The sequence below is a fragment of the Paenibacillus sp. FSL R7-0179 genome (genome assembly GCF_038002265.1).
Taxonomy (GTDB): Bacteria; Bacillota; Bacilli; order Paenibacillales; family Paenibacillaceae; genus Paenibacillus_AQ.
Map to the genome: position 1 here is coordinate 939404 of NZ_JBBOCC010000002.1, position 13152 is coordinate 952555.

Consider the following 13152-nt stretch of genomic DNA (forward strand, 5'->3'; position numbering starts at 1 on the left):
AACCTCATCTTTCTCGCTGGAACGGATACCGTCCTTTTGAAGGGCGGTATCCGTTTCTACTTTACAGGATAAAGAAATCCATTTAACAGACGAGTGGAATAGTTTTACTTTTATAGACTACTGTGATAGTATAGAATCAATTCAGACTACTGAAGTAGTATGGAGGGGAGGAGGCATATGATTATTAAACTTTACGATTCTGAACTCAAGGTAATGGATGTGTTATGGAAAGAAGGTGTGCTAACCGCCAAGCAGCTTGCCGGTATCTTGAAAGAACAGGTAGGCTGGAACAAGAATACCACGTACACCGTGATCAAAAAATGTATTGAAAAAGGGGCCATAGAACGAATGGAACCTAATTTTCAGTGCAGGGCAGTCTTGGCTAGAGAACAGGTGCAGCAGCAGGAGACCGAGGAGCTTGTGAACAAAATATTTGACGGCTCGGTTGATTTGCTGTTTGCTGCTTTATTGAACAAGCGAAATTTATCGACTGAAGAAGTTCAAAGGCTAAAACGGCTTGTTAATGAGCTGGAATGAGGTAGGGATATGGGGATCTATATCTATGATAAAAGCTTAACGGCAGCGGTTATGATCTTAGCAATTATCACAATACGGACGCTTGCTTTGTACAAATTACCCAGGAGGACTTTTTCTATATTATGGGCAATTGTGATTGTTCACCTGTTCGTGCCGTTCTCGGTGGCCTCGCCGTTCAACGTGTACGCAGGGGTTAACTGGCTAAAGCAGATGATGGTTAGTACGAAGGAAGTCATTGTGCCTGTATCGGCTACCAGCGTGGACAGGGGCAACATTATGGTACTCAAGACGGCAACTGGCACACCGCTTGCTTCTATTTCGCTGTATATGATTCTATGGCTGGCAGGAATGTTTGTCTTTGCAGCGTATTTCTTTAGGATTTACCTGAAATGCCGCAGAGAATTTGCAATGTCCCTACCCGTGCCCAAGGAATGTTCTGCGCATTGGCTGAATCTATACCGTACCCGGCGGACAGTTGAAATCAGGCAAAGCGACAGAATCCGCTCTCCGCTGACCTATGGAGTATTGCGCCCTGTTATTCTGCTGCCGAAGGCAATGGACTGGACCGATGAAGCCCAAATGAGGTACATCCTTGCACATGAATTCGTGCATATCCGGCGTTTCGACGCAGTGAGCAAGCTTGTACTGGTCCTCACCCTATCGGTTCACTGGTTCAACCCTCTGGTCTGGGTAATGGTTGTGCTGGCCAATCGTGATATAGAGCTGTCTTGTGACGAAGCGGTTATCAAGGACTTAGGTGAACATAACAGATCCGCCTACGCGATGACGCTTATAGGGATGGAAGAGAACAGAGGCAGACTGACCTTTTTGTTCAACCACTTCAGTAAAAATGTGATGGAAGAAAGGATTGAATCAATCATGAGAATTAAAAAGACTACGGTAGCCGGGATCGGTTTGGCGCTGGCATTCATTATTGGTGTACCTGCTGTATTTGCCGCAGATGCTGCCGCAATTCCGAACCATGAAGCTGCAGGTGTAACGAATGAGAGTGCCATTACGTTATCTGCAACGGACGAGGATACGGGACTCACAGGCATCAGCGAGGATGGCGGTGTGACCTGGGTTCAGGAAAGTGAATATCAGAAGAATAATCCGGTGATCGTCTGGTGGACCGCTGAAGAGTATTCGAAATGGCTGGATCAGGAGAAAATAAATTTGCAGTCCATAGTTGACGCCCCAGGCTGGTCTCAGGAGAGAGTCGACAGTGCGATCCTTAGGTATGAGCAGGAGCTGGAGCAGATCAAGGCGGGGGTGAAATATTCCCGAACGGTCGACGGAGATGATAACACCTCCTTTGTCTATACAGAAGGTCCAGTCGGGATAAGCAGTATAAATGATAGCAGTGAGAACTAAACGTATCTTAATATAATCAATACGTTTGAATAACAGTGAAGGGCAGTGATTCTCCGCAACCGGAGAGTAGCTGCTCTTTTTTGATTCCAGTTGGTGGCTTATTAATGAAATAATCTATAAAAAGCACGGTACAACCTTTAATTTCAGGTAAGACGCACATGGGTCCGTATGCTACGATTTGGGTGGTGAAGGGGGAGGCTTCCATATTAGCTGTAAGCGCTTAACTCATTGAAACCCAAATTCATACAGAGGAGTGCAATGCATGAAGAGAATAATCAAGCAAGTCTCTCTGGTGCTGCTGGCAGCCCTTCTGCTTCTTCCGGCAGGCGGGTATCTTCCGGCGGCGGAGGCAGCTGAGGCGAAGACCACGGTATATCATGAGACGTTCGCGAACGGGCCAGGTAAGACGAGCCAATCGGGGGGAGCCAGCCTGAGTGCGGTGAAGGAGGTTCCTTTTGCAGGGAATGCCGATGGTGCAGCGTTATACGTAAACAACCGGAAGGATAACTGGGATGGAGTTGATTTCAAATTCACCGATCTCGGTCTCCAGCATGGAAAAACGTACACCGTAACGGCTGTTGTCTACGTTGACGCAAAGGTGACGCTCCCGGAGGGAGCAGAGGCAGCGCTGCAGACAGTGAACAGCTACGGGAATTATGCAGCAACACCCTATGTGGCAGGGCAATCGGTCACACTGACGAAGACATTTACAGTGGACACGAGTGCCACGGACTCTACTAAGAGAGACCATTCCTTGCGCATCAACTCCAACGACAAGGGAGCCACAGTACCTTTCTACCTTGGCGATCTTCTGATCACGACAGATTCCGCTCCGGGCGGCGGGGAAGAGCCCGTGCGTGAACCGGCTTTGCCGTTCAGCAAGATTACTTTTGAAGATCAGGCATTGGGCGGGTTCACCGGCAGAGCCGGAACCGAGACGCTTACCGTAACGAATGAAGCGAATCATACCGAGGGCGGTTCATATTCCCTGAAGGTTGAGGGCAGAAGCAATACCTGGCACGGGCCTTCCCTGCGTGTGGAGAAGTACGTGGACAAGGGCAGCGAATATACCCTGTCTGCCTGGGTGAAGCTGATCGAACCGGCGAGCGCGCAGCTCCAGCTGTCCACGCAGGTGGGTAACGATACAGGAGCGAGCTATGTGGCGCTGTCTCCCAAGACGATTAGTACGGCTGACGGCTGGGTGAAATATGAGGGCAGCTACCGCTATAACAGCGTGGGCGGCGAACATCTGACCCTGTACATTGAGAGTTCCAATAATGCAACCGCTTCCTTTTATATCGATGATATTACTTTCGAGCATACCGGTACCGCTCCGGTGGATATTCAGAGAGATCTGACTCCGCTAAAAACAGCCTATCAAAATGACTTCCTGATCGGCAACGCGTTATCCGCCGAGGATCTGGAGGGTGTGCGGCTGGACCTGCTGAAAATGCATCACAATGCCGCTACCGCAGGCAATGCCATGAAGCCGGATGCGCTGCAGCCGACCAAGGGCAATTTCACTTTTACAGCGGCGGATGCGATGGTGAACAAGGTGCTTGCCGAAGGCATGAAGATGCACGGGCATGTCCTGGTCTGGCATCAGCAGTCTCCTGCATGGATGAATACGTCAACGGATGGAGCAGGCAAAAGCGTTCCGCTGGGACGTGACGAAGCACTCGCTAACCTGAGAGCGCACATCAAGGGAGTTATGGAGCATTTCGGGGGCCGGGTCATCTCCTGGGATGTAGTCAACGAGGCAATGAATGATAACCCGTCCAATCCGAATAACTGGCAAGCGGCGCTGCGTAAGGCTCCGTGGTATGATGCCATCGGCCCGGACTATCTGGAGCAGGCGTTCCTGGCGGCCAGAGAAGTGCTGGACCAGCATCCGGAATGGGATATCAAGCTGTATTATAACGATTACAATGACGATAACCAGAACAAGGCCCAGGCCATCTACAGTATGGTCAAGGAATTGAATGAGAAATACGCGCTGACCCATCCAGGCAAGCTGCTGATTGATGGTGTAGGAATGCAGGCGCACTACAATATCAATACCAATCCAGATAACGTCAAGCTGTCGCTGGAGAAGTTCATCTCCCTTGGCGTAGAGGTCAGCATTACCGAGCTGGATATTCAGGCCGGCAGCGGGAACAAGCAGACGGAGAAGGAACAGATTGCCCAAGGCTATCTGTATGCCAAATTAATGGATATTTACAAGGCCCATGCTGAACATATCGCGCGGGTAACCTTCTGGGGCATGGATGACCGCACAAGCTGGAGAGCGGAGTCAAGCCCGCTGCTGTTCGACAGGGACCTGCAGGCGAAGCCAGCCTACTACGCGGTCATTGATCCGGCCAAATTCATGGCTGAGCATGAGCCGGATACAGCGGAAGCCAACGTGTCAGAGGCAGTCTACGGCACGCCGGTTATCGACGGAACGGTGGATGGAATCTGGGCCTCTGCGCCCGAGATGGCTGTGAACCGCTATCAGATGGCCTGGCAGGGCGCAAGCGGAACCACGCGTACCCTGTGGGATGACCAGAATCTGTATGTGCTGGTCCAAGTCAATGACGCTCAATTGGACAAGAGCAATGTGAATCCTTGGGAGCAGGACTCTGTCGAAATTTTCCTGGACGAGAATTTTGGCCGCACGACCTTCTATGAGAGCGATGACGGACAATACCGGGTCAATTACGACAATGAAACCTCCTTCAGTCCGGCCGCCATGGGTGCAGGCTTCGAGTCGGCAACGAAGGTAACCGGAACTAACTATACGCTTGAAATGAAGATTCCGTTTAAAAAAATCACGCCAGCCGGCGGCACCAAGGTCGGCTTCGACACCCAGATCAACGATGCCAAGAGCGGCGTCCGGCAAAGTGTGGCCGCCTGGAATGACACCACCGGCAACGGCTATCAGGACACCTCCGTCTTCGGCGTGCTGAAGCTTAAGGCCAAAGACGGCGCTGAACCGCCGACGAAGCCGACGCCAACGCCGGAACCGGCACCAACAGCCACACCTGCACCAGTCTCAGGCGGAACCAGCTATAGCACCAGCACGCCTGCACCTAAGCCTGCACAGTTTGACAGCAAGGAGGGTGTGGTGACGCTCAGACCTGAGGTGAAGGCGGAAGGCACCGCTGCAAAAGCCACGATTACGGGCGAACTGTGGCAGCAAGCCCTGAAGCAGGCGGCCCCGGCTGCAGACGGGCGCAAGCAGATCATCATCGATCTGGCGAACCTGGCCGGCGTGGCCTCCTATGAAGCACAGTTGCCGCTTCAAGGCCTGAAGACGCAGGAGAAGTACCTGCTTGTTCTCCAGAACGGCCTTGCTACGCTGTCTATTCCAAGCGAGCAGCTCGCAGGGATTACAGCAACCACGGAATATGTTAGCCTCCGGGTCAAGCAATCCACAGCCGAAGGCCTGAGCGCCGCTGCTCTCCAGCAGACCGGCAGCCGTCCGGTGGTGGAGCTGAGCCTGCTCGCAGGCGGGCAGAAGGTAGCTTTGCCTGGCAGCAGCGAGATGACGGTCTCTATTCCTTACAAAGCGTCAGCGGAAGAGCAGAGTGAACCTGATTCCCTGCTGGTCCGTTCGCTCACCGGTAACGGTGCGCCCTCTGCGGTGGTGAACAGCCGTTACGATGCAGCGAAGGAAGCGCTGGTGTTCCGTACTGCGGAGTTCGGCACCTTTGCCTCAGCATACGCTCCGGTGGCGTTCGCAGATCTCGGCAGCCTGTCATGGGCGAAGCAGGCAGCTGCTGCCATGACTGCGCGCGATATCCTTCCCGGCGGCAACAGCTTCATGCCTGCGGCTCCCATGAACAGAGCAGACTTCACAGCCTCGCTGGTGAAGGTGCTGGAGCTTAAGGCTGCTGCTGAAGCAGTTGCAGGCTTCAGCGATGTACAGAATAACGCGGCATACAGCAAGGAGCTTGCGGCCGCGAAGCAGCTTGGTATCGTCACAGGCTATGCAGGCAATACCTTCAAGCCAGCGGGTGCAATCACCCGTCAGGAGATGATGGTGATTGCAGCGCGTGCCCTGAAGGCGGCCGGAATCACGGCTGAAGGCAGCGGATCAATGGCTTCTTACACCGATGCCGGTCAAATCTCCGCCTATGCCAAGGACAGCGTGTCCGCCCTGCTGAAATACGGTGTAGTGAACGGTAAGAACAATAAGCTTGCTCCGGCAGACACCCTCTCCCGTGAGGAAGCAGCGGTGATTCTGTACCGGATCTGGAAGCTGTAGACCGAGTGAAACGCTGAAGCTATGGAAGAAAGTAACCGGACAGCGGTGCCCCCATTACGGGTGCACCGCTGTTTGCATTTTTGTTTCACAGAATAACTTAATCCTTCTATTTCCGGCTGAAACAGTGCTGTCCACTAGAAGGACGGCAATGCCATTTAGCCCTTTTGGTTGATTGACGGATAAGGCTCGGATATGATAATTTGTGGATGAATTGTGAATGAACCGTGAAGGATTGGAAGCCGGGGGGAGCAAAGAGATGCTGCGGGTGATACTGGTTGATGACGAGCCGTCCATTCTGGAGGATCTCGAAATCATGCTTAGGAATTGCAATGAAGTTGAAGTCGTCGCCACTTACACAGATCCCGTCAAGGCGCTTGAGGGGATGGAGCTGCACAGGGCAGGCGGTGCGTTTCTGGATATTGATCTGCCGGGAATGAACGGGATTGAGCTGGCCGAGCAATTGACCGCACGGAATCCGGAGCTGCAGGTGGTTTTTGTAACTGCCTATAATCATTATGCTGCCCAGGCGTTCGAGGTGAATGCCATTGATTATCTCTTGAAGCCAATCCGTCCCGAGCGGCTGGAGCAGACGGTGAACAAGGTGCTGAAGCGGCTTGCGGCGAATCCTGCACCCGCCCCTTCAACCTGCCGGATCCGCTGCTTGGGGTCATTCGAGATCGCTGTCGATAACCAGGTGCTGAAATGGAACCGCAACCGGGCGAGAGAGCTGTTTGCTTATTTTTTGCAGCATGAGGGTAAGTGGATCTCCAAATATAAGCTGTGCGATGATCTGTGGCCGGATTCTTCGCCCGAGCGGGCTCAGACGTATCTCCAGGTGTGTCTGCATGCGCTCCGCAAAAATCTGAAGGATGCCGGAAAATCACGGATTCTGCTCGCTTACAGCAACGGCAAATACGCCCTGACCGTCAATGATGTCGATTGGGATGTCAGAGCGTTTGATGAGGCATACCAGCGGTTCAGGGTGTCGAATTCCCTCGATGCGGCGAAGCAGGCCTTGAACTGCTACAGCGGTGAATATCTGGAGAGCGAGGATTGGCTCTGGTCTGCTCTGCGGCGGGAGGCTTACATCTGCCGGTATGATGAGTTAATGCTGGCTGTAGAGGATATTTCGTAATTATACCATTTTCACATGATCTGTCTGCCAATAGGCAGGCTTTTTTTGTTTTCAGGCACGAATGGTGTCGGAATTTGTAATTGGTTTGTAATTGGACCTGAATATAATGAACGCGGATATAGGCACGTCTAGAATACTTAAGATGAGGGGATGGATTTGGGATGAAAAGGAGAAGGTTCAACCGTTCTCTTGCGTTGCTGCTGTCCGTTGTGATGGCCTTCAGTCTGCAGATGGGAGGAGGCGGCACAGTATTTGCAGGCGAAGCGAGCAATGTCATTGAGAACACAACCACCGGTGTCCGGTACGCCGATGTGGGTACAGCGCTGAGTAATGCGGCAGACGGCCAGACCGTGGCTCTGATCTCAGATGTAACCCTTGGAGACGCAATCTCCTACAGCCGCTCAGGTGTTGGAGTAACACTGGACTTGAACGGTTACCGGATCGTCCGCGAGGTGTATGGCGGCGGAGAGACAGGCACAGACGGAGCGGTCTACGTCTCGGCCGGGGTATTGACAATCTGTGATACCTCAGCGGCTGCGGATGGATATATTGATTATATAAATAATGGAGGCTACAGCGGAAGCGGGCTTAACCTGGGAGCAGGCGGTACTGTAAAGCTGCTGTCCGGCGGCATTCTCGGGACCGGCCAGAGCGTATTTGCACATGACGCGGGCAGCCGCTTCGAGATGAGCGGCGGCGTGGTGTACGGCAGCGGAGACCATGTGGGCTCAGAAGCGATTGCAGCCGTATCCGGCGCTTATGTGACGATTTCAGGCGGTTTTGTCGGAACCAAAAATCCCTGTGCGGCGATGATTTGGAGCGGAGCAGCCCTTGACCCGGCGTACTGGAGCATCACTGGAGGGTATTTCACTTCGCAATACTACAGCGATGGCGGCCAGAAGGAGATTGCCAACTTCGTAACACAGGGTAAAGTGACCGAATTGGATGTAGCCCGGACCTATGCTGCTATCTCGGGAACTACGGAGTACAAGTATCACCTGACGATGCCGCGCACGGTTGTCTTTGACGGCAATGGCGGCGATAGCCCGGTGCCCACGCTGGTAACCGATTTGTCCGGCAAGCTGGAAGTATTGCCTGGAGATGCCGTCAAGAGCGGAGCTGAGTTCATCGGCTGGTTCACTATGGCATCCGGGGGAGAGCAAGTTACAGCGGACTATATTTTTAACCGGGATATGACCGTGTACGCGCAGTACCGGGGACCCGGCATTGATTACAAGACAGAGCAATTTAGCGGCCTGACACCAGGCGCAAGCTATAAGCTCACTGACACAACAAGTGTAACCGGGGCCACTTATGTAACGGCAGATGCATCCGGTAAGATTGCAATTGACGAAGCCTGGCTTAGCGGCACATGGTCACTGGAAGAGGACACCGAAGGCGGAACGCCAGCCTGGTCGATCAGTCTTCCGTCCCGTCCCGCTGCGCCAACTGGCGTTAACGCCGGTAGTGTATCGCAAGCAGGTGCAGCCGACGGCAAGCTCACGGGCTTGAACACGAATATGCAATACCGGATCAAGGGGACAGGCCCGTGGATCACAGCCACCGGACCTGCAGCCACCGGGCTTGAGGCCGGCACCTATGAGGTGCGGACGGCCGCTGCCTCCTCCTCCTTTGCTTCAGCGGCAACCGAGGTTACTGTAGGCGTTACAGTTCCCCCCGCACTGACAGCGGCGGGCGATAACGAGAACAATCTGGTGAAGCTGAACTGGACCTCCTCTCTGGCAGGCCAGGAATACTATATGGTATATCAGAGAGATACCGGCGGGGACGGGCTGGATGAATTCCAATCGATTCCGCTGAAGAATGATATCAAGGTGCTGAATGTGTACCCGGATATGCCCGGCTCTGACGGCTTACAGAACTGGATGAGTACTTGGGGCAATCCAAGCGGTTATACGATGCAGGTGGACAAGGTGTCCATGAGCGAATTCAACGGCAGTGATCCCGGGGCCAACTACGCCCACTATCTGGCGAAGGATGCCAACGGGGCATATGCCTATGATGTGCTGTATTTCGGCGCATGGGATGCCAATAACCGGCGCGACCTGTCGGGAGAATCGCATGAGGCGGTAGAGGCCTTCATCCGCTACGGCGGCGGTGTGCTGATGGGGCATGACACGGCCAGCTTCTACCATACGCATCTGATTGATCTGGCGGCCAAATATCTCAATTTGGATGTCAACTTCCAGGAGGGGTACTATAATCCCGACATTCCGACAACCGGAGGTACCCGGGTGGGTGTTGAGCGCCGCGGCTTCCCGATGAACTATCCTTATGCGCTCGGCGATGTCGGGACGGTTCTGACTGTTCCGCAATCCCATAGTTATTTCCAGTTTGCCAAAGGCGATGTATGGTTCAAGTACGTCTCCCCTGATTGGGGGAGTACCCGGGAGATCAATACCTATAACGGCAAGCCCGGCACGAACAACTTCTACCTGACCACCTGGAATAATGCGGCCCTGATTCAGACCGGGCACAGCAATGGCAGCGCGACAGAAGATGAGCAGAAAATTCTGGCCAACACGCTGTTCTACCTGGCGCAGACCTCGACCTCGAACAGCTTCGATGACCGGATGTCGCAGGATGTGGCAGCTCCCGATCCGGTTAGCGGCCAGGCCATCCTCACTTATGACAGTGACTCCGGCCAACCTGTGCTGACATGGAATGAACCTAAGGATAACGGCAGCAGCTATGCCTACTATTTGAAGGCAACCTCCTATGTGGACGGCACCAGCCGCCAGTCTTCAGAGACCACAGCCACTGTAACGACAGGTGTGCAAGGGTACGCTGTTACGGTTGACACTGACCCGGAGGGGAACGTTCCCGGGAATACGGTGACTACTGCAACATACAGCTACGCGATCCCGGGTGCTCTTGAACGGGGAGTGACCTATTACGCGCACATCAAAACGATTGACCGTGCCGGCAATGTCTCGGGCGTCTATACCGTTCCATTCAATAACGATGCTTCAGGCTTGACGGCGGTATCCACCGATCCTTCCGGCAGGGCGAATGACGGGAAGACAAGATTGTCCGTCCAAGAGACGGTGCTGCCGGGCAACCGGCTGGTGTACCTGAATGTGCAGGAGGGCATCTTGCAGGTGCCTGGTCTCGGAGAAGAATTGAGCGGCTATACTGTTCTTCCGGACAACGGCCTGATTGAAGCCGTGAATGGAGACAAGCTCGCGGTTGCGGAAGTGGATGCCAGCGGCAAGGTTGTGCGGTTCGGCTTGGCGGTAGCCAAGGTATTGCCTTCGCCTGCTGTGCTTCCGGTGGTCTCCGTTGATCCGGCCGGAACCGAGAACAACGGTAAGACCCGGATGATTGCCGGAGCACGCAGCGGCAACAAGCTGGTGTATGTGAACTTCGCGAGAGGTGAGGTTACAGAGCCAAGCCAGGGTCAGGAACTGACGGGCTATACCGAGCTGCCGGCGGATGGAGTGATTCCGGCGGAGCGGGGCGATAGAATTGGAATTGCCGAGGTGGATGCAGACGGCAAGGTGATCCGCTACGGTGTTGCCGAAGCGGAGGTATCCTCCGAGACGGAAGCGAAGGGCCTGAGCGCTGCGGCCAGTGATCCGGCTGGCAGCGGAACTGACGGCAAGACCCGGGTAAGCGCCAGTGCAGCCAGCGGTAACAAGCTGGTGTATGTGAACTTCAAGCGGGAGCCGGTACGTGTCCCGGATACCGGAAGCAGCCTGGAGGGTCTGGGATACGCGGAGCTTGCGGCAGACGGTCTGGTAGATGCGCAGAACGGGGACAGCCTGGGGATCGCCGAGGTGGATGCGAGCGGCAAGGTTGTGCGGTTCGCAGCGTTGCAGGCGGTTGTGGAAGCGGAAGATGCAGCTAAGGGCCTGACTGCTGCGGCAACCGACCCGGCTGGAGCAGGAACCGACGGCAAGACGAAGCTCAGTGTCCAGACCCCGGCAGGGGCCGGCAATAAGCTGGTCTACCTGAATTTCGGCAGACATGCTGTGCAGAAGCCAGGCACAGGGGATATCCTGGAGGGTTATCTTGCCATCCCAGAAGACGGCCTTATTCCTGCCGTTGACGGGGATCATATCGGGGTTGCCGAAATCGATGCCAGCGGCAAGGTTGTCAAATATGGCACAGCCACCGCGCAAGTTGTTTCCGATTCGGCCGCCGGAGGGTTAAGCGTAGCCTCTTCAGATCCGGCTGGCGCAAGCAATGACGGCTTAACGCTCATCAGTGCGCAAGCCAAGGCAGGCAATGCTCTGCTGTATGTCAATTTCGGACAAGGCCTGCTGCTTACCCCTGAGACGGGCGAGCTGCTGTCCGGTTATTCCAAGTTGCCTGAGAATGGTCTGATTGCGGCCAGAGAAGGGGACCGGATTGCTGTCGCTGAGGTGGATGCCTCAGGACGCGTGGTACGCTTCGGCTGGGTGAAAGCCATCGTGGCAGATGAACCTGTTGTTGTACCGCCTGTGGAGACTACACCATCCCCAACCCCTGAACCGGCAGCAACACCAGCATCAGGCGGGGGGACAGGACCGGCTGCAACGCCAACCCCGGCTGCTCCTGCTAAGCCTAGCACCCAAAGCGTGGAAGTGCTGGTTAACGGCAATGTGGAGTACGCTGGCATTGCGACCATTACAAGAGTAAATCAGCAGGTGGTAACCACCATTGATGTAGATCCGGCCAAATTGCAGGCCAAGCTGGATGCAGCAGGCCGGGGAGCGGTAGTGACGATCCCCTGGACCGCCGCTTCGGACATTGTAGTTGGGCAATTAACAGGCCAAATGGTCCAGAACATGGAGGATCAGGAAGCGACTCTCATTCTGGATACTCCTGCCGGAGCCTACAAGATTCCGGCCAGCCAGATCCGCATGGCCCGGCTGGCGGGCCAACTGGGCAGCGATGTGAAGCTGGAGGATATTACGCTCCAGGTGCATATCGAGCTGTTCAGCGCCGAGGCTGCCAAGGCCGCAGAAGCCAAGGCTGCCAAGCAGGGCGCGACCCTGATTGCTGCGCCGGTTACTTTTACCGTCAATGCGTTATATGCAGGCAAGAGTATCGAGATTAAGGATTACAGTATCTACGTGGAACGAACAGTTGCACTGCCTCAGGGAGTGGACCCGAACAGGATCACTACCGGAGTGGTGCTTGAGCCCGATGGCACACTGCGTCACGTACCTACCAAGGTGACCAAAGTAAATGATATGTATTACGCGCAGATTAACAGTGTGACGAACAGCGATTATGGTGTGCTCTGGCATCCGCTTGAATTCGCGGACGTTGCCTCCCATTGGTCCAAGGATGCCGTTAACGATATGGGCTCGCGCCTAGTCATTAACGGTGTGGGCGAAGGCGCATTCCATCCGAATGCGGACATTACCCGTGCAGAGTTCGCGGCCATTCTGGTCCGCGGGCTGGGACTGCGTCTTGAACAAGGAACGTCAGCATTCCGCGATGTAGACAGTTCCGCGTGGTACGCTTCTGCAGTGAACACGGCGTACCGGATGGGGCTGATCTCCGGGTATGAGGACAACACCTTCCGGCCCCAGGGCAAGATTACCCGGCAGGAAGCCATGACCATGACTGCACGGGCAATGAGCATCACTGGCCTTAAGATCAAGGTAGACGGCGCAGATGCTGCGAAGGTACTCCAGCCTTACAAGGATGCCTCAGCAGTTGCCGGGTGGGCCAAGGAAGCTGCGGCTTACTCGGTTGCCTCCCAGGTGATGAAGGGAAGAACCGCCTCATCGCTGAACCCGCAAGCGTTCATTACCAGAGCAGAGGTTGCGGCGGTTATCCAGCGACTGCTGCAGCAGTCCGGTCTGATTTAGAGCAAGACAAGCTTATAGAGGGGGCCTTT

Annotated in this window: 5 protein-coding genes; all 5 read left to right on the forward strand. The window is 54.7% G+C overall.

Annotated features, from left to right (window positions below):
- The first annotated feature begins 177 nt into the window (after positions 1-177).
- The 5 genes from MKX63_RS20725 to MKX63_RS20745 all read left to right on the forward strand — a co-directional run bounded on the left by MKX63_RS20725 (position 178) and on the right by MKX63_RS20745 (position 13123).
- On the forward strand, positions 178-537 hold the full coding sequence (locus MKX63_RS20725) for a BlaI/MecI/CopY family transcriptional regulator (protein ID WP_341019719.1): 360 nt from the start codon (positions 178-180) through the stop codon (positions 535-537).
- A gap of 9 nt (positions 538-546) precedes the next feature.
- Positions 547-1911: a M56 family metallopeptidase gene (locus MKX63_RS20730; RefSeq protein WP_341019720.1), complete on the forward strand. Its 1365-nt coding sequence runs from the start codon at positions 547-549 to the stop codon at positions 1909-1911.
- Positions 1912-2173: 262 nt separating this feature from the next.
- Complete coding sequence (locus tag MKX63_RS20735; RefSeq protein ID WP_341019721.1) at positions 2174-6160, forward strand: endo-1,4-beta-xylanase; 3987 nt, start codon at positions 2174-2176, stop codon at positions 6158-6160.
- A gap of 217 nt (positions 6161-6377) precedes the next feature.
- On the forward strand, positions 6378-7295 hold the full coding sequence (locus tag MKX63_RS20740) for a response regulator (RefSeq protein ID WP_341019723.1): 918 nt from the start codon (positions 6378-6380) through the stop codon (positions 7293-7295).
- Between the two features lie 161 nt (positions 7296-7456).
- Positions 7457-13123, forward strand: coding sequence for an S-layer homology domain-containing protein (locus MKX63_RS20745; protein WP_341019724.1), 5667 nt, complete (start codon positions 7457-7459; stop codon positions 13121-13123).
- Positions 13124-13152: the final 29 nt, after the last annotated feature.

Bases quoted from the DNA above. Each gene is read 5' to 3' on its own strand.
- MKX63_RS20730 (WP_341019720.1), top strand. From the start codon at position 547: ATGGGGATCTATATCTATGATAAAAGCTTAACGGCAGCGGTTATGATC.
- MKX63_RS20740 (WP_341019723.1), top strand. From the start codon at position 6,378: ATGAACCGTGAAGGATTGGAAGCCGGGGGGAGCAAAGAGATGCTGCGG.
- MKX63_RS20725 (WP_341019719.1), top strand. From the start codon at position 178: ATGATTATTAAACTTTACGATTCTGAACTCAAGGTAATGGATGTGTTA.
- MKX63_RS20735 (WP_341019721.1), top strand. From the start codon at position 2,174: ATGAAGAGAATAATCAAGCAAGTCTCTCTGGTGCTGCTGGCAGCCCTT.
- MKX63_RS20745 (WP_341019724.1), top strand. From the start codon at position 7,457: ATGAAAAGGAGAAGGTTCAACCGTTCTCTTGCGTTGCTGCTGTCCGTT.